Raw genomic sequence first — 21,356 nt, 5'->3', positions numbered from 1 at the left:
ATGGTAACGCGCTGATCTAAATAAAGATACCATAGAGTTTGTTTAGAAAATAACCTAGCTAAGCTTGACTTGAAAGCTTTCTCGTTTACGGGGTGTTTATCTCAACATTACGATGACAAAATTTGTCGCTGAACACGTAAAGTTGACAACATTTCAGTTATCATGCTGACAACGTAATTTATAGGCTTATTCGAATAATGCAGCTATCAGCAAACAAGACTGCACGGTTTTTTATCCAGCAAGAATATTATCAAGTAGAAATCGCGTCAGACTCCCTCATTATTGGTTGTGAAACGAGTGAAGAGCATATTCCGTTTAATGTCTGGAATGGGCAGATCCAAGTTAAGCATGGGCTATTGTGGGGTGGGTTGCTATTTTTTTCTCATCATGGTGATGAGGAGCAACAACGAGCTTGGTTGGTCCAAGGTTTACCGCAGGATAAATGCCGTGAGTTTGCTCGCATTGCCGTAGCGTGTTATCAACAATGGCATAGAAGTCAATGCCAGCATCTATTTAAGTATCTTCCACGCTGGGAAGAGGCGGTGACACAGTTTGAACGTCAACCGGCTTTTTTAACTCACTCAACACTTGAACAATGGCGAAATGAAGTCAAAAACAATTTGAGTGAGATGAGGATGACATTGGAAGATGCTCAGTTAAGAATGCCGCAGCGTATGTCGCACATTGATTCATGGCTGACACAACAAGATGTAAAGTTACATCAACGCAATCAGCAATGGATGGAAACGGAGCTTGAAAATTGGCAGATGCTGTTTTCGCAGATAGAGTCGTCTCCGCTCAACCTCAGTCAAAAACGCGCCGTGCTTCTTAACGATGATAATAACCTTGTTCTTGCTGGGGCAGGGTCAGGCAAGACCAGTGTATTGACGGCTAGGGTTGCGTATTTATTGCAAAGTCATTTAGCGCATCCTGAGCAAATCTTGTTACTCGCTTTCGGACGTGATGCGGCCAATGAGATGAAACAAAGACTCAATGATAAGGTTGGCTTAAGCGCAGAAAAAGTGAAGGTGAACACTTTTCATCAATTAGGCTTATACATCCTCAATCAAATAGAAAACGAGCCTGTGACGATATCTCCGTTGGCACTTGAAGACAATCAACGCGTTAACTGGTGCATTGATTGGCTAAAGAAACATTGGATGACACCAACTAACTTTAAACGTTGGCAAAAACACCTCAATAAATGGCCGATTGCCTATTTAGCCGGTGATGATGAACTCGGTAGTCATGTCGAGAATCCGAAACTGATTGCTTGGTTAGAAAAGCAACTTTCTCAACTTGCCGCCATGAGTATGACGAAAAAAGATCTCCAACAACAGTTAGTAGAACACCCAGACTACACTCGCTTAAATAGCGAACTCTCATTGGTGTGGCCATGTTATCAAGCCTGGCAACAGCAACTTAAAGAGCAGCAGCATATAGATTTTAATTTGATGATCACCAAAGCGACGAAATTGGTCGAAAGTGGTAAGTTCGTCTCTCCATGGCAATATATCATGATAGACGAATATCAGGATATCTCACCTCAGCGTTTAGCCTTGATTGAAGCGCTATGCCAACAAACACAAAGTAGTGTGTTATTCGCCGTTGGTGATGACTGGCAGTCGATTTATCAGTTTGCTGGATCCGATGTCGATCTCACTACCGATTTTGCGTCGCGTTTCCCCCATTCAACTATTCATTATCTTGACACGACTTATCGGTTTAATAATCGTATTGGTGAGGTGGCGAATCGATTCGTTCAACAAAACCCGCGTCAGCTAAACAAACCACTCAACAGCCATAAAGAGCAGAAGAATAAGGCGGTGACGCTGTTAGCGCAAAGTCGAGTAGAGAAAGTTCTCGAACAGCTTAACCGCAGTGCAAAAGCGACTCAAAGTGTCTTGCTTCTTGGTCGTAACCATTACCACCGTCCGGACTTGTTGACTGATTGGCAAAAACAGTTTGCGCTGTTATCAATCGAATTTATGACATGCCACGCTTGCAAAGGAAAAGAAGCTGATTTTGTGATTGTACTCGGAGTTGACGAAGGCCAATTCCCTGCACGAGTGAAAGCGTTGCATGTCAGTGATGCGTTGACCCAATCAAGCGACCGTTACCCATACGCTGAAGAGCGCCGACTATTTTACGTAGCACTTACTCGGGCGAAAAAGAAAGTGTGGATCGCTTATACAGGGGCAGGTTCCAGTTTTGTGCAAGAACTGATCGAACAAGATTACCCAGTTATCATTGCTAAATAATAAGGATCATTATGAGTGGACAATACTGTATTACGCTGACCACAACCAATAGTCAGCCAAACTGTGACGAGATCATCGCCAAGGTTTTACACCTTGGCTTGGCTGCGTGTATTCAAACCATGCCAATTCAAAGCCATTATGTTTGGCAAGGGAAAGTATGTAGTGACAGTGAGATACTGATGATCATCAAAACTAAAGAATCGTGTTACGCACAGTTAGAACAAACGATTGTCGACTTACATAGTTATGATGTTCCTCAGGTTGTTCAAATCCCGTTTACAAAAGGCTTTAACCCTTATCTAACCTGGCTTGCAGAGAATACACGTTGCTGAAACGCAAGTAGGGCTAGCGAAGTAAGTGCGCCTAGCGTATCCATCATCATGTCTTTTTGTGCGTCCCAAATGTCGCCTTGCGATCCTAAAAAAGCGATGCCTTCATCGCCGCCTGCAAGCTCTGCATACCACCATTCAATGATCTCATAGCCAGCGGCCAGTGCCATCAGAGCGAACAAGGCATAACTGAAGGCAATTGTCGGCTTGATGGTATGGCGGCGTAGTAAATATTCGCAAATCGGGTACGCGTAAAGACCGATAGAGAAGTGAGCTAGACGGTCAAAATTGTTGCGTTGTGAACCAATCAGATCGTCAAACCACTCAAAAGGTACCTCTGCAAAAGTGTATTTAGCCCCTATGGTATGCAAGCCGAGCCAAATGAACATCAATATATAGGCAGTGTTGGAAAAACGAAAACGCGTTGAGGCAAAAACAATCAGGCCTAAAATGATCAATACGGGAATGATCTCTGCGAACCAAACAGCACGTGACACGGGTTCTATAACACTAAACAGAAAAACAATACTATAGAGTAGAGATAGTACTATCAGTATTTTTGGAAGTTTCATCAGCTATTACAAATCCTTAGTTATTTTAGTGTGCTAATGATGGCATTTAATAAAACGTCGTTCAATTTATGTGTGGTCATAAGGCTTACTTATTCACAATAATTGTTGAAAACAAACGACGTTGCACACTCTTTATGTATCTGACTTTGTTTGCAAGTAGCATCCTAAACTGCAAGTGGTCTTGTCTGAGAGATATACTGCAGACAGCTATCTGATGGAACGTTTAAGAGAGTTAGGTGTTATTTAGATATCAGAGCCGCAATCACTGCTCTTTTTTTTGGCTCAGGCGACAATTGTCATGACCAAGACTCGACAAATGAAGGTGAATAGCATTAAGTAAATAAAAACAGTTAGGTGGGTTTATGGAAAAAGGTCAGCAAGTTACAGCGCAGTTTCAACAGTACATGGAAAACCCACTGTTGTGGCCGATTTTAGATGTACTACGAAAGCAGCCCAGTGGATGGAAAGTGCACACTTTGGCGTCTCACTTGGGTGATCTTGGCTATATCCCCTTACTTGATCCTTTGCCTGAAAAAGATTTGTTTAAACGTAACTTCCTTATTATGAACGCGCTTTATCAGTTACAAGAGACTCTTTATCCCGACAATTGGCTGCAAGTCGCGGCAATGGACATTGTTTTAATGTCGTCACATCATGCCTGTGGCCATGAGGTGGACCATCAAGATCCTTTGCGTGATTACTATATTCAATGGCACAATTATGAAGCGGATGAAGGTGAGGTGAAGCGACTACTGAACGACTTTTGGTCTAAATACCGTGACTTTGTTGGTAGCCACAATGGCAAAGATATGGACCGTGAAAAAGCGCTCCGATTGTTTGAGCTACCCTATGATTCTAGCCAAAGCGAAATACGCCGAACATGGCGCAAACTGGCATTAAAATGGCATCCTGATAGAGAATCTGGAAATAGTGAGCGCTTTCGAATTCTGTGTGAAGCGTGGAACGTTTTACGTTAAATCAACTAATTTAAAAAAGCACCATCGGTGCCTTTAGAGAGGATGATGGGCGTACGACTTACAGCACAGATTTAAATTGAGACTTACGCATACGATTTAAAACAGCTAAAACGTCAACAACGCGAGGTTTGGCTAAGTCACCGTAGTTGGGCATCGCCGTAAACCACTCATCATTGAGTAAACTAGCAAAGTCTTTGGCTGGGTTTTGACTCCATCCTGGTTGCTGAGCAAACTGAAACCACAGCCAACCAATCGCATGCACTTCACTACTTGACTCGATTTGCTCCAACGCTGATAGATCGGCGTACTCTTTACCGAACCGTAGCGAATCAGTACCCTTTGCCGCCACACGGAATTTTCCGTCAACGAGCAGTGCTTGTAATGCTGGACAGTTAAATTGGCGTGGCGGGAAGGTGGCAAGGTTAGACTCTGATTCATTTTCGCGCTGACTTGGATGCTGTGCAACCACCTGTTGCGCTTTTTCAGTGACATCCAAAGGTTGGTAGTCGCTCATTTGAATCACAGTATCAGCCACATCGAGATAATCACCCGAGCCACCCATAACAATGAGTGTTGAAATATCCAGCTCGTCTCTGAGTTGTCCAATGCGATCAACCAACGGAGTAATCGGTTCGTCGCCTTTACTCACCAGTGCCTGCATACGTTCATCACGAATCATAAAGTTAGTCGCAGACGTATCTTCATCAATTAAAACACTACTCGCGCCAGCTTCAATGGATTCTTGTAACCAAGCCGCTTGCGAAGTTGAGCCAGATGCATCTTGAGTAGAGAAGTTGTCAGTCTGTTTATTCATAGGCAGATGGTTGATGTAATTAGACAGATTGAGGTTATGGACACAGCGACCATCTTCCGCGCGGATTTTTACGGCATTGCAATCAGTGACAATCATCTCTCGGCCATCGCCTGGAATGTGGTCGTAAATAGAACGCTCAATGGCACTGAGTAGGGTCGATTTGCCGTGGAAACCCCCGCCCACAATCAGCGTAATGCCTTTCGGGACACCCAAGCCTTTAATCGCTCCTTGGTTGGGAGTTTTTAGCGTCACTTCTAACGAACTAGGCGCAACAAATGCGACCGCTTCTTTCATCGGCAGATCGCAATTTCCTGCCACGCGTGGCAGTAGGGAGCCGTTACCTATAAACGCAACTAGGTTGTTTTCAGCTAGCTGAGTACGCAGTGCCGCTTGGTCTTCGACAACTTGGCAATGGCGTTTTAGGTCATCAATATCAAGCTCTCGTTCAATCGTGGCACGACGAATGAATTTAGGTAAATGGAACGTCAGTAGGTTCGTTGATTTTTTGCCTAATACGGAACGGCCTTCAGCAGGAAGGTTAACGCGGAATCTAATTTCGATACCTTGTGGTGTAAAAATGACGGCGGTGCTATCTATTACAGTCTGACCGGTAAGCGCAATACTAATGGCCGCATCTTGCTTAGCTAATTCAGCGAATCGTCGAGCGATATAGTCGCGGGCGCCAACTTGATAAGCGGTTGATTGCGCTTGCAACCAACTAAGCCCTGTCACCGACCAAGGACGGATCGCACGTAGGCGAGATGCTGAAGCATATGGGTCGCCCTGAACGTGATCAATATGGAGTGTAAAATCGCTAAAGTCGTACTGGCCTTTGATCTGTTGGTAGGTACGATAATTTTGTTTTTCGATTTTTTTTAGCGTATTGATTAATTGGTCCATATTGAACTCATGATTTAGTGACGATAAGGGCGAGGATTATAGGAACCGCTCGTCGCAGAGTAAAGACTTAAGCGACGAGTTACGAATATGAGTAGCGGTGAGTGGAATGGTTTTGGTTAAGAAAGCTCAATTCAAACTCATCGCAAGGCATAGGTTTCCCATAAAGGTAGCCTTGGCCAATGTCACATCCTTCCGCTAATATAAAGGTTTCGTGCGCAGAATTCTCAATCCCTTCAACGGTGACTGCCAAGTCGAGTTTTTTAGCGATATGAATGATCGAGCGAACGATTTCTTTATCTTGCTCGCTGTGTTCAAGTTGCTGAATGAAACTCTTATCAATTTTAATCGCGTCAAATGGGAATTTTTTTAAATAGTTAAATGAGGCATAGCCGGTCCCAAAGTCATCTAGTGACAGCGTAACGCCAAGATTACTTAATGATGTCAGTGTATTACGCGCGATAACTTCGTCAGCAATCAATCCACTTTCAGTGATTTCAAGTTCAATGTATGACGCTGGAAGCTGATAAGCAGAGAGTAAATCTTTAAGCTGGCTGACAAACTGTGGGCTTTGTAGTTGGACAGCTGAAACATTAATACTAATGGTAAAGTCATCGACAGAGTTTAACCATTCAGACGCTTTCTCAATTGCCGAGCGTAATACAAAACTACCAACCTCAAAAATCAGCCCATTTTGCTCGGCGAGGTGAATAAGGGTTTCATTAGAAATATCCCCTAGTATCGGATGTCGCCAGCGGAGTAATGCTTCAGCACCTATCCATTTTCGTGTCAGCGGGGCGACCTTAGGTTGAAAGTAGAGCAGTAAGTCGTCGTTACGAACCGCCTGTAATAAATAGCTTTCAAGTTGATTGATGTTCTTTTGTGTATCAGCAATATCTTGGTTATAGAAACTGAATTTATGGCCAGAGTCTTTACACGATTGCATTGCCTCAGTCGCATATTTAATTAAGTCTTTTCCACACCGTGTGTCGTCGGAACTGGCGACCCCGATATAGCTATGTAGATGAAGTGTTTGATCGTCGATGAAAAACTCAGACTGACTTACAGCCACTAACTCACTACACAAGATATTGATATCATGTTCGAACTGTTTACTATCTAACACTAAAACAAGATCGTTTGATGAGGGGCGTGCTGTCAGCACATCACGTTCATCATGCTTAATCAGCCGTTGGCGAAAAGTGACCAGAATTTGTTCCCAAGCCACATAGCCATATTTTGCTTGAATGTGACGTCCGTTGGTAAAACCAATGTGTAATGCGGCGATCTTGCGTTGTGAATCATCAGCTAGCGTGTCTATTTTTTCATCAACTTTTGATTCAAGTGTGGCACGGTTGAGAAAGCCCGTGCCAATGTCGTGTCGTTGCTGGTAATGTACTTTACGCTCTGCAGCGATACGTTTATCTATTTCTTGATTGAGTGAGTAGTTTAGTTCAACTAAGTCTTGAGTCCGGGTTTTTACGCGTGACTTGAGCTCAGAGTTAATTTGTTCAAGGTGCTGATTTTGATACAGAGTCGTTAGTTGAGCTTCAATGGAATCTCGAAACGACGCAAGAAGTTGTTGATAAGTTCGATTAAACGCATTCTCTTGATCATCTAAGAGGCAAATAGTACCGAACACATCACCGTTGGGCCACAATAAAGGTAAGCCGCAATAGGCTATCATACCGAGTTCGATATCTGGGTTATTACACCACTGCTTATCGTGCATTGCATTAGCAACCAAAAGCGCTTGGTTGGTTTTGATAACGGTTTCACAGTACAATCCGCATCCTAATGATTCTTGATCGCCGATGTGATAGGGGTGGGGGTGGTTGTTATTTGCTGAGAACACTTCAATGTGCTGAGGACGAATTCGCATGATCAGAGCCGCGGGTGTAGCAACAATTTCGGCGAGCAGATTTAAAATACCTTGCCATGCAGAACTCATTTCTGCGGGAATTGCCATATTACTGGTGTTTAATTTGGACATAAACTATTCCATGAGCGATAAATTGTCACGGGTACAACCTTTGCACCTTCAATTAATCATAGTCGTTATGATGGATTCGCAAGTAAACTTTATACGAGTGAAACGGTCACACTCTTGTCTAGTAGGCAGAATGCCCTATCGCTATGATAAAAAGAAGCCCAGAGAGAATCTCTGGGACGTTCAATTTATATTGTCTCAAAATTAAGATTTTCTTCTTTAATGGATAGTTTATTTAATCAACATATCAGTATCGATCTCTTGAGAATAATCGATATTTTCAAAGCCAAACCCGTTAAGGTTCAAAAACTCTTGCTTGAACCCGTTATAATCGCCAACGTGTCGAAAGTTGTCAGCATTTAAGCTTTCCATCAGTTGAGCGACTTTTAACTGTGTCGATGTTTCTAACTCAAGATCATCAATACGGATCAAGCGTTCTCCATCAACGGGAACGTTGTCTTGTCCATAGAGCTTGGTTGTGAATAGGCGTTGCATTTGTTCAATGCAGCCTTCATGCGTGCCTTGCTGCTTCATTACTTTGTACAATGCAATCAAATAAGGGCTTAGTCCGGGGATAAAAACACTGGCTTTGGTCACTAACGCCTTACAAACGCTCGCATAAGCGCCGCCATCAAAATTGGCCAATTTTAGATTGAGTGAGTGGCTAGTTTGATGCAAATCAACTTTCGCTCGCCCTAAGGTACCGTCAAGATAAATGGGATGAGTGATTTCTGGGCCGATGTATGAGAAAGCGACGGTTTTGCAACCAGCGGCTATTGATTCCGCGTTAATTAAAGCATCAATCCAGCGCTCCCAATCTTCCCCACCCATCACTTTAATTGTCTCAAGCGCTTCTTGCTCGGACGCTACTTTTAAATTAGCCCGTTGCCAATGATCATTTTCCAGCACTAAAGTCGCGCCAGATACTGGCTCTGTCATCGGTTTTATTGAAGAGCGCCAAATTTTGTCACTTTCTGGATCGGGACGAATGCCACTGGCGACACTGTAAATGATCAGATCCACTTCACCTTCGAAGTACGTCTCTATTGCTTCAATGACTTCAGTCTTGATTTGATCGGAAAAAGCATCGCCGTGAATGTTAATCGCCTGACGACCATGTTGATTGGCAAACTGCTGGAAGTAGTAATCGTTGTAAAAGCCAGCAGAGGCGGTTCTATCAGAACACGGTGCTTTCTCGTATGACACACTAATGGTGTCTGCCTCTGCACCACCGAAGGCAAGCGCGATACGCGACGCTAAACCAAACCCTGATGATCCGCCGAGGATCAGTACACGTTTAGGACCATGCTTGATTGGTTGAGCTGACTTAACATAGTTAATTTGATTGAGAATTGCTTGTTGGCAACCCAGAGGATGGGCGCTGCGTGCAACAACACCATGGATAACAGGTTCGATAATCATTGTTTATTCCTTCAACCGGCATAGGCATTTCAACAAGGTAACCTAAAGTGTTACAAAGTTTATTGAGCTAGGGCAATTAGAGGTAATTAATCAATTGATTGGCAACAAAATTTGCAATCCAAGCTTGCGCTTCTGGTTTAGGGTGTAACCCATCGCTCATCATCCATTCTGGTTTAATAACCACCCCTTCTAAGAAAAAGGGTAACAGTGGAATTTTTTGTTTTTCAGCAACTTGTGGGTAAATAGCAGAGAAGGCTTCCGTGTAGCGCTTACCGTAATTGGGTAATACGTGGATCTGCATCAAAATTGGCTTGGCCTGTGCGCTGCGTACCATCTCAATCATATTTACCAAGTTTGTTTGAATTAGGTTGGGTGGAAAACCGCGTAAACCATCGTTTGCGCCAAGCTCAATCAAGACGTAATCTGGTTGATGTAGGCTGAGTAAGTTGGGCAACCTTGCAAGGCCGTTACCGGTCGTATCTCCTGAGATACTTGCGTTAATGACTTGAATGTTTTGACCCTTTTCCGCTAAATCATGCGTAATAAGAGAGGGCCAAGCTTTTTCAATCGGCATTTGATAACCCGCACTTAAGCTGTCACCGAGAATTAACAGGGTTTTGCCATAGGCTGGGTTTAAACAAAAAATTATTAAGACAAAGGAAAGTAGTCGCATCATGCAAACGTCCGTTATTAAAGCTCAATCATTGTGTAAAATAGTCTCTACTAATCAAGAGCAATTAACAATCCTTGATGATGTAAATCTCGATATCAAAGAGGGTGAAAGTGTTGCGATTGTCGGCACCTCAGGAGCGGGTAAATCAACACTAATGACTTTATTGGCTGGCCTAGATACCCCGACAACGGGTGAGATTCATCTATTAGGAAAGCCCATCCATCAACTTAATGACGAGCAACGTGCAGCGATTCGCAGCGAGGCAGTGGGTTTTGTCTTCCAAAGCTTTTTGTTAATACCCAGTCTAAGTGCTATCGACAATGTGACACTTCCTTGTTTGTTAAAAGGTGATGCAGAAGATAAGCAGCGGGCTATTGATTTATTGGAGTCAGTAGGGCTTGGCAGTAGAACGCATCACTCGCCATCGCAGCTTTCAGGGGGAGAGCAGCAACGTGTCGCACTTGCACGAGCGTTTATGATCCAGCCGCGTGTACTGTTTGCCGATGAGCCAACGGGGAACCTTGACCAACAAACGGCAGGTAAGATCATTAAATTGCTGTTTGAGCTAAATAAACAACATGGCACAACGTTGGTGTTGGTAACTCATGATCCTAAACTGGCCCAGCGCTGCGATCGCACCTTCACAATGAAAGCTGGTCTGTTGGAGGAGTCATAATGTCTGCTGCCACCCCGATTGGACTCAACAAGCGCTTAGTGAGTTGGAGTCTTAGCGAGATAAAACATGGTCAATTGTGGCCCGTTAGCATTGCCTTGACCTTGATCATCGCTTGTATCTTTGCACTAACGGCACTAGCTGAACGTATGGAACAGGTAATTGTTAAACAGGGTAAGCAGGCATTAACCGCCGATATGGTCTTTGTCTCTTCGAATCCGATCGACTCACAGTTCTATCAACTGACTCAATCACTTGACTTAATCACTTCGCAACAAACACGATTTCGCACCATGGCGTTTAGTGATAAATCGATGCAGTTAATCACGGTTAAAGCGGTCGACAGCCGCTACCCGCTGCGTGGTGAAATGGTTTTGTTTGACGGAAAAAATACCTCGTCGAGCGTTCAACCTGGTGAATTGTGGTTAGATGAGCGACTGTTTTCTCAACTTGAAGTCTCAATTGGTGATGCTGTCACTGTGGGTGATGCTGATTTTATCGTAAGCGGAAAAATCAACGAGGAGCCCGGATTGAGCTTCAATCCATTTCAGCAAATGCCATCTGCATTTATTCACAGCAATGATCTAGATAAAACGGGCGCAGTCCAGTTAGGTAGCCGTGTGCGCTTTAATGTTTACATCAATGGCGATGAACAGGTGATTGAGCAACTAAAGCAATCGGTAGAACTTACGCCCAGCGATCGATGGCGCGATCAAAATAGTGCCAGTCGCACCAATGAAGTGTTTCAACGTACGCAGCAATATTTATCGCTGACGGTAGCAATTGTTGTGATTATGGCAGCGACAACGCTAGTCTTGACATGCCAGCACTACGTTTCGACGCGACGTAAGACCATTGCCATGCTGAAAAGCCTAGGGGCGAGCAGAAGATGGATAAGTCATTGGTTGCTAATTCAAGTAGCAATGCTATTTATCACAGCTGTCGTGATTGGTATTGGCGTCGGGGTATTATTAGAGTACTTACTGCGCATTCCTTTGGTTGATTTATTACCCAGTCCGCTTCCGAGTTATGGACTAAAACCTGTGCTGGTGTCCATACTCACCAGCTCGCTTATCGCGATTCCTGCACTGGGTATTCCCCTTATTGGTTTGGTCAACGTTAGTACAATCAATGTCATGCAGCCACAAGCGAATCATAACCAAAAACGAGCTCACTATTGGTTGGTGATGGTACCGATTATGCCGATGATTCTGGCGTACTATGACAACCTACTGGTTTGGATTGTACTTGGTGGCATTATTGTGCTGTTTTTGGCCTTAGCCATTGTCAGTATTGGTTTAACCAAATTACTGGGTAAAGTACCACTCAATACGGCATTTAAGCTGGCGCTGAGCCGAATCAATCGCTCAATGACGGCAACTGGCATACAGTTTGGCGCACTTGCGCTGTCATTAATGCTTCTTTCCACCATGTGGCTAGTTCGAACTGATCTGTTATCCGATTGGCAACGTACCTTACCTGAAAATGCACCTAACGCATTTGCACTCAACATTGCACCTTATGAAAAACAGGCGTATTTGCAGGTGCTTGATGATAATAGCATTGAGCGCTCAGAGGCTTATCCGATCATTCGCGGACGTTTAACGCAAGTCAATGGCATTGATGCTAAACAGGCGGCTAACGGTGAAGAGGCCAGTGACGCGTTAAGGCGAGAGCTTAACTTTACCTTCGCAACAGGCATCCCAGAGCATAACCAATTGCTGCAAGGCGATTGGACTGCGAATAATGGTGTGTCTGTCGAATCGGATGTGGCTGAAGATTTAGGTTTAGCGATTGGTGATACGCTGGATTTTGTCATTAACAGCCAATTGGTGAGTGCGCAGGTAAATTCAATACGCGCGGTCGAGTGGCGAGATATGAAGCCGAATTTTTACTTCATTTTTTCCCCCGATGTACTTGAGAATATACCCGCCACATATTTGGTCAGTTTCAGACTTGCAGACAATCAAGGTGACTTGTTAAACCTTTTGTCACGGCAGCACCCAACGGTCAGTTTGATGGATATTCGAGTGATGGGCGAGAAGATACAACAACTCTTAGAGCAAATAGTCTGGTCGATTACGTTATTAGCTGGGATTGGTGTGCTATCAGGCTTGTTATTAATATTCACGTTACTTAGATTAAGCTTAGGTCAACGACAAGACGAAATTCAGCTTTATCGCACCTTAGGGGCAAGTAAAAAGCGGGTAGAACAGACCATCTGGGCAGAGTATGGTTTGATGGCATTAGTCGCCAGTTTTATCGCCATATTAGGCTCTGAGGCGGTGGTTGCTGCGATTGTATGGTTTGGTTTCGATTTACCACCTAAGCTGCATGGGATGCTGTGGTTGGCGCTACCTATAAGCACGTTTTGCACACTTGCTTTAGTGGTTAATAGTTTGATTAAACGGCTACTAACCCCTATAAATAAAGCAGTTAGCTAACATCATACGGGCTGAGAAGTACAGTTATCCACAAAAACGGTGGATAAAGTTTGGGATAACTCAGCCCGACTCTTAAGGTGATTTTGTTATAGCCCAATAGCCGTAAAGTCCTTGGCATTTCTGTTATTCACAATGTTGTTCATTTCTGAATTATTCAAATCTAAGTCAAGACTTTTTTTGCAATTTTTTTACGTTTCAACGTCGCATTTTTACCCTGTAAAAATTGTGATTTTTTTCGCCCGATATAACGAGTAAAATGTTCTGATAATGAATGAATTAGCAAAATTAATGCAATCTGAACAACAGACATCAGTCAGCCCAAAAATCGCGATCATTGGTGGTGGTATTGCAGGAGCAACGGCCGCGGTTCACTTAGCCGAACTCGGTATGAATATCACTCTAATGGAAAAGAGCGCAAGTTTGGTCTGTGGTCCACCAATCTGTCATTTGCATGCTGGTGGAAATTTGTACCGAGAGATATCAACTCAGCAGTGTGTTGAATTACTTAAACAGTCTATTGATACTGTGAGACTCTATCCACAAACGATAAACCACCGCCCAACCGTGATTGCAGTACCCTGCAGTGATGATGGCAGTCCGGATGCGCTCAGAGATCGTTTAGTCACTATCCAAAACTGTTATCGTGAGTTAGTTGAGGCAGATCCTGCGAATAAAGTATTGGGTGAGCCGTCTCAGTACTATAAATTCTACACTCGTGAAGAGATCGAAATGTTAGCCATGCAGCAGCAACCGGTTCAACCAAATTCAATCGACGAATGGTTGATCCCTTTTGCCAAACATACCGATCTCGATGCCTTACAATTTCCAATTGTTGGGGTGCAAGAGCCAGGCTGGAGTGTCTTTCGTATTGCGGCATCGGCAACCTTAGCCTTAGAACAGATGCCTAATTGTCAGTTAATGACGAATACGCAAGTCGTTGGCGTTGAAGAGTATGACGATGGTTGGAAGATAGAATACCGCAGCGACAGTGGCAAACTTAGTTGTCTAAAGGTCGATTATCTTGTCAATGCTTGTGGCTATGAAACAGGGTCAATTGATGACTTAGCCAAAAAGTCGCGTCAGCGTCTGGTTGAGTTCAAAGCGGCCTATGTAACGCGTTGGTCGCAGTGCAATGAACTGTGGCCTGAGGTGATTTTCCATGGTCAACGTGGGACCCCAAATGGTATGGCTCAGTTAACCCCCTATCCGGGTGGGGTATTTCAATTGCACGGTATGACCAAAGACATCACTTTATTTGAAGATGGACTTGTCGCCAATAAACATGGGTCGTCTCAGCCTAAGTTACCGTTGAGGCTGCTTAATAAGATTCAAAAAGGCTGGGACTCGTCTGTTGTGGTCGAGCGTAGTCAACGTGCGATTGAACATATGGCGAAATATATTCCAAGTTATGTTGATGCCAACGAATATGGAACGCCACTATTTGGTGCACAGCAGATCCCAGGACAAGATGAAACGCTGCGTGCGGCTGATGTGACGTTTGAAGGCCATCACTATGCCCGCGTTGAGGTGGTTAAAGGGTCTTCGGCTTTAGAAGCGGCGATAAAGCTAGTTAAGCAATGGCAACTTTTCGAATATCACACTGATGTGATTGAAGATCTGCATCCTGTCATGCACAGCTTAAGCGCTGAAGAGGTAGAATTGCGTGCTGAACAGTTAGCTCAGCAGAGGTCATATCCTGCTCAGTTGGCGCAATACTACGGTCAATAAAGGTGTATATAAGGTGCCGAGTTAAGCTTAACTCGGCGGTTTTCCTTGAAAACAATCAAACGTCGCAATATTAATAGCCGAAAAATCGCGCCCATTGACCCCATACATCTTGAAGTCCGAGTAAGTCGCCGCGAACAAATGACACTTTTTGCCCTGGTTTCGCTTGGGCAAGACGTGGTAGGTCGATGCGCGCGACACAACCAATTTTAGGATAGCCACCAATCGTTTGTCGGTCATTAAGCAGCACAATTGGTTCACCGCTAGGCGTTACTTGAACGGCGCCTAGCGCAATGCCTTCTGATAAGTACTCTTTGTTTGGCGGCTGAATCCGACTTCCTGATAGGCGGTAACCCATGCGGTTGATTAATTGGCTGACCTCAAACTGCTGGTTATAAATCGAGTCAACCGCATCACGATCAAACTCATTGACTTGGTAGCCTTCGATAAACCGCAGCTCTAGTGGTAAATTGTAATCAGGTTTAAAGCGAAACGTTGTTTGAACCGGACGAGCGCGAATCGTATGTGGGGTAAAATTAAGTACATCACCCAAAGATAGTGAGTTTCCACCAGCTAATCCGCCCAATTGATCACGAGTCACGGTAGCGACACTACCAAGATGAGGCATCACGTTAAATCCCCCTTTGATGGCCAAATAGGCACGTAAACCGTTTTTCGGTAAGCTAAAGGTGAGTGTTTGTCCCTTAACCGCCCGAAACGTTGACCAATTGGTCAGCAGTTGTCCATCAAGACGAGCGCAGAGATCGCCGCCAGCAATCGCCATCTCACAAGAAGCATGAATAAGAAAATCTGCCTGACCTAAAGTGATTTCAAGCGCCGCCATATTGACAGTATTACCAAGTAAATGGTTTGCCCAACTGTACGCGTAGTCATCCACCGGGCCACCTTGAGTAATACCAAAATGAGCTAAACCAAAACGTCCAAAGTCTTGAATCAGTGTCTGTTGGCCAGGTTTTATTACTTCAATAAAGTTTGTTGATGTCATTGCCAATCCCAATCCTTGTTTACCTTGCCACCAAGCTGAACAAACGTGTCGTAATCAATCGACTCGAAACGTACTTTAGTTCCAATACTGAACGGTAATACTTTTGCTTTATCTGGATGATAAAGCTGAGTAGGGCAGTTACCGATGATATTCCAGCCACCTGGCGACTCACTAGGATAAATTGCCGTTTGATTGTTCGCGATCCCGACACTGCCTTTAGGCACGGTGACACGTGGCGATGCTTTTCTCGGTCGTCTAATTCGATGATCAACCGCAGTTAGAAACGCAAACCCGGCAGAGAAGCCAATTGCGCCAACGGTATACTCAACTTGACTATGAAGATCACGAAAACGGTTAATATCGACTCCGTCTGATTGGTACAGCGCCAGATCTGGGCCGACAGATAAGTCATAGTAAATAGGTAGTGTGATCACCTCTGATTGATGAGATTCAGGCATATTTTCTAATGCTTCAGTGACCAAATGTTCAAGGTACGGAACAAACTCAAATATCGAAATGCGATGAGGCAGGTAGTCAACCAAAATGGTGTTGAATGAAGGTGTTACATTCATCACCCATGCGCCTAATTGATTGCTGAGATAATGACTGATTTCACCAATGACCCATGACAAGTGATCACTGGGTTCACTATCAAAACGAATTAATATTGAGCATTCTGCAACGGGATCGATTGAGGCGTTGAGCTTCATAACAAAGCGCCCTCCTTAGCCAACAGTTGTTTAATTTGCTTGATGACGCTGATACTTTGCGGGTTATCACCATGAACACAAATGGTGTCGACTTCTAAGGGAATCATGAAGCCATCGATAGTGCGCACTTTGCCGTAAAGTGCAATTTGTTGTACTTGACTTAATATATCGTCAGGACTTGTCAAAACCGCATCAGAATTGCTGCGTGAGGCAAGTTGGCCATTTACTTGATAGCGTCGGTCAGCAAAGGCTTCAAAGAGCAAAGGGACATCGTATCGGTCGGCAAGATCAAGCAGAGGTTGGTTATCGGTGATGGCCAGCGTCATTAGCGGCAGATCAAAACTCGACACCGCATCCAGTACCGCTTCAAACACCGTTAGATGAGTTTGCATGTCATTGTATAAGGCGCCATGAGGTTTGACATAACGCAGTTCGGCATTGTGACTCTCGCACAGCCCGTTTAGGGCGCCGATTTGATAGATCAGCATATTGGTTACTTCGTCTGCCGACATAGGAATGCTGCGACGACCAAAACCTTGTCGATCGGGATAACTCGGGTGAGCGCCGATCTGAACATCGTTGCTAAGCGCAAGTTGAACGGTCTTACTCATTATCTGTGGATCTGAGGCATGAAAACCACAAGCAATACTGGCCATATCAATATGTGGCATTACCTGCGCGTCGTTGCCCATCACCCAATGGCCAAAGCTTTCACCCATATCACAATTAAGACTGATTGAACGTTTTGTCATTAATTACTCATATCCTTATGCATGTTATTCAGTAACATGTTTCAATTGAGTAAAATATTCAGTGATCAATTTCATTGTTTAATTAATCGGTACTCAACTTAGCGATAACGAAAAGTCATTGACGTGATCTAGACAGGTTAAGTGAAGTCTATTTTGTTGTTTGTGTAAGATTTACAATGTTTCTGTATTGACTCATTATGCTTAGGTATGATGATGAAAATATTTTAAAAAAGGCGCGTTATATGAAAGTTTTAGTCACTGGTGGAATGGGCTACATTGGCAGCCATACTTGCATTCAAATGCTGGGTGCCGGTATTACTCCAGTTATTTTTGATAACCTTTACAACAGCAAGCAAGCAGTGTTGCAACGTATAGAAAAAGTCACTGGACACCGGCTTGATTTTGTAAAAGGTGATATTCGCGACAAAACACTGCTAACCAAGACGTTAAAAAACTACGCTATTGATGCCGTGATACATTTTGCAGGTCTTAAGGCTGTTGGTGAATCGGTAGAAAAGCCGCTTGAATACTACGACAACAACGTCAATGGAACCTTAGTTTTGGTGGCTGCAATGCAAGAAGCAGGCGTCAAATCATTAGTATTTTCATCATCTGCAACCGTGTATGGTGATCCAGCGTCTGTGCCTATTACTGAAGATTTTCCAACTAGCGCGACCAACCCTTATGGTCGCAGCAAGTTAATGGTTGAAGAGTGTTTAACAGATTTTCATCATGCTCACTCAGATTGGAGTATTACCTTACTACGTTACTTTAATCCCGTTGGTTCTCATCCGAGTGGTGAGCTTGGTGAAGACCCTCAAGGTATTCCTAACAACTTGATGCCGTTCGTGTCACAAGTTGCAGTAGGGCGACGTGAGTGTTTATCCGTTTTTGGTAATGATTACCCAACACCAGATGGAACGGGCGTTCGTGATTATATTCATGTTGTTGATTTGGCTGATGGTCATATTGCAGCGCTGGAAAATGTTGGATCTAAAATGGGTTTGCACATCTATAACCTTGGAACGGGGAATGGTTCTAGTGTTTTGGAAATGGTCAAAGCGTTTGAAGCGGCCAGTGGTCAGCAAGTCCCTTATCAAGTTGTAGCACGACGGGCTGGTGATATTGCAGAGTGCTGGGCAGATCCATCGAAAGCGATGCAAGAATTGGGATGGAAAGCCGTACGTAGCTTGGATGATATGACAACAGATACCTGGCGTTGGCAGTCGAATAACCCTCAGGGCTACCCAGATATTTAACTTGGGCGACTGATAAAATAAAGCCACCGTATTTGCGGTGGCTTTATTATGAAGGTTTGTAATTAAACCAATTACGCTTGTTTAATGCACTACGTACTGACGAGTGTGACGCAACAATTGTCATTCTAACGGTTTCTGATAGTCCCGCGGATATCGAGGCAATCGTCAAAACTGGAGCAGATGGCTATTTACTTAAAGATAAAGAACCTGATGAGTTGGTTGAAATAAAAAGGGCGCGTATGCGCCCCCTATGATTTTGACTGTTTACTTGCTTGTATTAAGCGTACATAGGTACCAAGACTACAGTGCCTAAAATGACGGTAATCAAACCGCATAACACGGGGACTGAGGTACGTTTCACTACTTCAAACGGGCTGATATTACCCATGCCTGAGGTTGCCACTACGACTCCTGATACTGGTGAAATCGTACGGCCTAAATTAGAGGCCTGTAACATCGGAATGATAAGAAAAGCAGGGTTGATTCCCATCTTGGCAGCTAGGGATGGGGCAAGCTCGACAAACGCGTAGAAAGGGGCATTACCTGAACCAGTCGCGATGGCCGCGGCTACCGTTAAAGCGGTTAGAATTAGCATCAACGTCATACCACCCGCACCAGCACTTTCTGCCAAATGAAGTAAGTTATCAATCGCTCCGATCGACATTAAACCTTGGGCAAATACTCCCGCAGCAACCAACAGCATAACAACCCCCTTAAAAGCATCTGCCATACCTTCGTAGCAAGATTCAAGATCTTCGAGGGTAGTTTGTCCATCGAACTTTTTCACCACATAATCAACCATAGCGCTAATGAAAATAGACAGTACAACGATAGTGTAGATATCGAGTGTTAAACCTGGAATTGTACGGCCGTTAAAAAGGAATACGCCTAAAATCGGTAAAAATGGCAACACCGCATAGAACCCAGGTGCATTGACTTCGATCTCTGATACATCAACACGCTCCATTGGTGAGTTATCTTTTTTATCCAGATATTTGTTCCAGAAAAAGGCGGCGGCGGCCATAACAATAATCGCACAGATAGAAACTGGCAGTACGGTTTGGACAGCAAACACATCAAGGCTCAACCCGGACTTTTCCGCGGCAATAACCACATCACCAGAAGTTGGTGAGAGAATGATCGCCGCCGGTGACGCACAAACGGCGACCGCGGCAGGGCGAGATATACCCATTGCGGTCATCATAGGGAATAGGGTAGCCATTAACAAAACACCAAGACCTGTCGCTGAACTTACTGCTAATGACATCAAACATGCGACGATATAAGCAGCAACAAGTAACACATAAGGTGATTTAATAACTGATAGTGGTTTAGAGAACTGTTTCACAACCACGTTATTCGCACCGATATGCGTCATATAAGCGGCGAAACCACACAGCAACATAATCTGCATACCTAAACCACCGCCACGATATTGCAGCATATACTTCACATACTCCAAGGCGTCAGTTAGCATATTGCCGGTCGAGTTAATTTTAGCAGGCAGAACAGTATGTCCCATTAAGCCAGTAAGAATTAGCAGCAAGATACCCGCCGCCAGTAATACCCCTGCCGGTTTGTATTCTTTTACAATAAAGTACCCAACCGCAATGGTCACGACTAACCCAATTAAGAGCTCCAACATAGAAATCTCCTGAAATAATAATAATCTTATAGGAAGTGTTTCAAAATATGTCTGGTAATGTACAGAAATCTATCCTGTAGCACGAGGGCAACTTGAACAACTCATGATCTAGAGCAAAATATCAGTAATCTTGTCATTATTAGATAAGTCTATTGTTCTAATGCAGTTTTGTAGCTGTTAAAAATAACACTGATAAAATAAAAGAGTCAGGAGGGTAGTACTAACGTGGAACGTAAGGTGCGTGCGAGCAAAAAAAGTACAAAAATGAAGAGTGAGGTCGCAATCAGCGATAAACACAACTTGGATCACCGAGTGCTGCCCACTCAGTGGGAGCATCACTATAAACGACCTCAAGTGGCTTTGGCGTTGCTAAATAATAGCCTTGGTACATATCAATATGCAGTGCATGCATCGCATCAAGTTGCGGCTGAGTCTCTATGCCTTCTACAACCAACTTAGCGCCTACTCGCCTCGCTAAGTGGATGCCGGACATTAATGGAAATGGTTCACCTTTCATGTAGGCAAGCATGAGTGAGCGGTCAATTTTGATGATGGATGGTTGAAGTTGTTCGACACGCTGTCGATTCGATGCTTCAACGCCGAAATCATCAATGGCAATATGAAAACCACTTTTAGCGAGCTTATTCATCGCTACCTGCAGCTGTCGTTCATCGGGAACTTGAAGTTCAACAACTTCCATAACTAACTGAGAGTTATTCAGGTTGAGTGCCTTGATACGTTGCGACAGTAGACTCGATTCGATGTTATCAAGTGATAAGTATTGTCCAGACGAAGGCAGAACATTAAGAAAAAGTTGTAGGTGACGATATTTAGAGCGAGCAAAGTTACGGATATGAATCACACGACTAAGGCGTTCGACATTCATTTTGTCATTGAATTCGAATTTATCCGAGTGAAAGAAGATATCAGGTCGGACGTTTCCCCGCTCAATGTCTTCAATTCGGACTAGGGCTTCGACACCAATAATTTGCCCATGTGAGTCAAATATCGGTTGGTAAACACTGCTTAAGACCAGCTTCTTATACTTAGCAATATATTGTGATTGATCATTCATCGCCAAGCAATCAACGAACTGCTGTTTAGTAGAGAGTATCATAGCAAGTGTTGACCTCAACGCTTATGAATAGTCGATATATAATAATCAGTTTAACTGAACAAGTGTTAGTAAATCTGCATTAATCATTCA

Annotated in this window: 17 protein-coding genes and 2 pseudogenes; 9 read left to right on the top strand and 10 right to left on the bottom strand. The window is 43.9% G+C overall.

Annotation, left to right across the window (positions count from 1 at the left end; translation table 11 throughout):
* Nucleotides 1-197: 197 nt before the first annotated feature.
* Together helD and cutA are read left to right on the top strand one after the other, a co-directional pair.
* A complete protein-coding gene (helD, locus tag CDZ87_RS13415) occupies nt 198-2,261 on the top strand; it encodes a DNA helicase IV (protein ID WP_100754002.1) in 2,064 nt (687 codons plus the stop codon).
* An 11-nt stretch (nt 2,262-2,272) separates the two neighbouring features.
* Entirely contained in the window at nt 2,273-2,593 is a 321-nt protein-coding gene (gene cutA, locus CDZ87_RS13410) for a divalent-cation tolerance protein CutA (protein WP_100754001.1), read from the top strand.
* Here cutA and CDZ87_RS13405 read toward each other — a convergent pair.
* On the bottom strand, nt 2,557-3,162 hold the full coding sequence (locus CDZ87_RS13405; protein ID WP_100754000.1) for a DUF2238 domain-containing protein: 606 nt from the start codon (nt 3,160-3,162) through the stop codon (nt 2,557-2,559). The genes cutA and CDZ87_RS13405 overlap by 37 nt on opposite strands.
* A 160-nt stretch (nt 3,163-3,322) precedes the next feature.
* On the opposite strand from CDZ87_RS13405, the pseudogene CDZ87_RS13400 reads away from it, so the two are divergent.
* Nucleotides 3,323-3,409 (top strand): annotated as a pseudogene (locus CDZ87_RS13400) (isopenicillin N synthase family oxygenase); the annotation flags it as partial.
* A 115-nt stretch (nt 3,410-3,524) separates the two neighbouring features.
* Nucleotides 3,525-4,139, top strand: coding sequence for a DNA-J related domain-containing protein (locus CDZ87_RS13395; RefSeq protein ID WP_100753999.1), 615 nt, complete (start codon nt 3,525-3,527; stop codon nt 4,137-4,139).
* A gap of 58 nt (nt 4,140-4,197) precedes the next feature.
* Here the strand turns inward: CDZ87_RS13395 and CDZ87_RS13390 are convergent, their stop codons facing one another.
* The 4 genes from CDZ87_RS13390 to tesA all read right to left on the bottom strand — a co-directional run bounded on the left by CDZ87_RS13390 (nt 4,198) and on the right by tesA (nt 9,938).
* Nucleotides 4,198-5,853, bottom strand: a complete 1,656-nt coding sequence (locus CDZ87_RS13390) for an ABC-ATPase domain-containing protein (RefSeq protein ID WP_100753998.1) — start codon at nt 5,851-5,853, stop codon at nt 4,198-4,200.
* 79 nt (nt 5,854-5,932) lie between these two features.
* Nucleotides 5,933-7,843, bottom strand: a complete 1,911-nt coding sequence (locus CDZ87_RS13385; protein WP_100753997.1) for a sensor domain-containing phosphodiesterase — start codon at nt 7,841-7,843, stop codon at nt 5,933-5,935.
* Nucleotides 7,844-8,071: 228 nt separating this feature from the next.
* Nucleotides 8,072-9,262 (bottom strand): enoyl-ACP reductase FabV, encoded by a 1,191-nt coding sequence (gene fabV / locus CDZ87_RS13380; protein WP_100753996.1) that lies wholly within the window; start codon nt 9,260-9,262, stop codon nt 8,072-8,074.
* Between the two features lie 76 nt (nt 9,263-9,338).
* Nucleotides 9,339-9,938, bottom strand: coding sequence for a multifunctional acyl-CoA thioesterase I/protease I/lysophospholipase L1 (gene tesA, locus CDZ87_RS13375; protein ID WP_100753995.1), 600 nt, complete (start codon nt 9,936-9,938; stop codon nt 9,339-9,341).
* On the opposite strand from tesA, the gene CDZ87_RS13370 reads away from it, so the two are divergent.
* The 3 genes from CDZ87_RS13370 to CDZ87_RS13360 all read left to right on the top strand — a co-directional run bounded on the left by CDZ87_RS13370 (nt 9,937) and on the right by CDZ87_RS13360 (nt 14,780).
* The gene (locus CDZ87_RS13370; RefSeq protein ID WP_100753994.1) at nt 9,937-10,611 is read left to right on the top strand and encodes an ABC transporter ATP-binding protein; all 675 of its coding nucleotides are present in this window, start codon (nt 9,937-9,939) and stop codon (nt 10,609-10,611) included. The genes tesA and CDZ87_RS13370 overlap by 2 nt on opposite strands.
* Nucleotides 10,611-13,052, top strand: a complete 2,442-nt coding sequence (locus CDZ87_RS13365; protein ID WP_100753993.1) for an ABC transporter permease — start codon at nt 10,611-10,613, stop codon at nt 13,050-13,052. Before CDZ87_RS13370 ends, CDZ87_RS13365 begins: the two co-directional genes overlap by 1 nt.
* 288 nt (nt 13,053-13,340) lie before the next feature.
* Nucleotides 13,341-14,780, top strand: coding sequence for an FAD-dependent oxidoreductase (locus tag CDZ87_RS13360; protein ID WP_100754009.1), 1,440 nt, complete (start codon nt 13,341-13,343; stop codon nt 14,778-14,780).
* 70 nt (nt 14,781-14,850) lie between these two features.
* On the opposite strand, the gene CDZ87_RS13355 is transcribed toward CDZ87_RS13360, so the two are convergent.
* Genes CDZ87_RS13355 through CDZ87_RS13345 form a run of 3 tightly spaced genes read right to left on the bottom strand, consistent with a single transcriptional unit; the run spans nt 14,851 to nt 17,245 of the window.
* Nucleotides 14,851-15,783 (bottom strand): 5-oxoprolinase subunit C family protein, encoded by a 933-nt coding sequence (locus CDZ87_RS13355; RefSeq protein ID WP_100753992.1) that lies wholly within the window; start codon nt 15,781-15,783, stop codon nt 14,851-14,853.
* Nucleotides 15,780-16,493: a 5-oxoprolinase subunit B family protein gene (locus tag CDZ87_RS13350; protein ID WP_100753991.1), complete on the bottom strand. Its 714-nt coding sequence runs from the start codon at nt 16,491-16,493 to the stop codon at nt 15,780-15,782. Before CDZ87_RS13350 ends, CDZ87_RS13355 begins: the two co-directional genes overlap by 4 nt.
* A complete protein-coding gene (locus tag CDZ87_RS13345; protein WP_100753990.1) occupies nt 16,490-17,245 on the bottom strand; it encodes a 5-oxoprolinase subunit PxpA in 756 nt (251 codons plus the stop codon). Before CDZ87_RS13345 ends, CDZ87_RS13350 begins: the two co-directional genes overlap by 4 nt.
* Before the next feature lie 242 nt (nt 17,246-17,487).
* Here CDZ87_RS13345 and galE point away from each other — a divergent pair, with 242 nt between their 5' ends.
* Both galE and CDZ87_RS13335 read left to right on the top strand, forming a co-directional pair.
* Entirely contained in the window at nt 17,488-18,504 is a 1,017-nt protein-coding gene (galE, locus tag CDZ87_RS13340) for a UDP-glucose 4-epimerase GalE (RefSeq protein WP_100753989.1), read from the top strand.
* Between the two features lie 80 nt (nt 18,505-18,584).
* A pseudogene (locus CDZ87_RS13335) lies at nt 18,585-18,749 on the top strand (DNA-binding response regulator); the annotation flags it as partial.
* A 32-nt stretch (nt 18,750-18,781) separates the two neighbouring features.
* On the opposite strand, the gene dcuC reads toward CDZ87_RS13335, so the two are convergent.
* Together dcuC and CDZ87_RS13325 are read right to left on the bottom strand one after the other, a co-directional pair.
* Nucleotides 18,782-20,149 carry an anaerobic C4-dicarboxylate transporter DcuC gene (gene dcuC / locus CDZ87_RS13330; RefSeq protein ID WP_100753988.1) on the bottom strand — a complete coding sequence of 456 codons (1,368 nt, stop codon included), beginning with the start codon at nt 20,147-20,149 and terminating at the stop codon, nt 18,782-18,784.
* A gap of 283 nt (nt 20,150-20,432) precedes the next feature.
* The gene (locus CDZ87_RS13325; RefSeq protein ID WP_100753987.1) at nt 20,433-21,266 is read right to left on the bottom strand and encodes an EAL domain-containing protein; all 834 of its coding nucleotides are present in this window, start codon (nt 21,264-21,266) and stop codon (nt 20,433-20,435) included.
* Nucleotides 21,267-21,356: the final 90 nt, after the last annotated feature.

The organism is Vibrio salilacus (assembly GCF_002811245.1).
In the GTDB taxonomy this organism is placed as follows: domain Bacteria; phylum Pseudomonadota; class Gammaproteobacteria; order Enterobacterales; family Vibrionaceae; genus Vibrio; species Vibrio salilacus.
The sequence above is the reverse complement of the archived record's forward strand: the minus strand, read 5'-3'. Positions and strand labels throughout refer to the sequence as shown.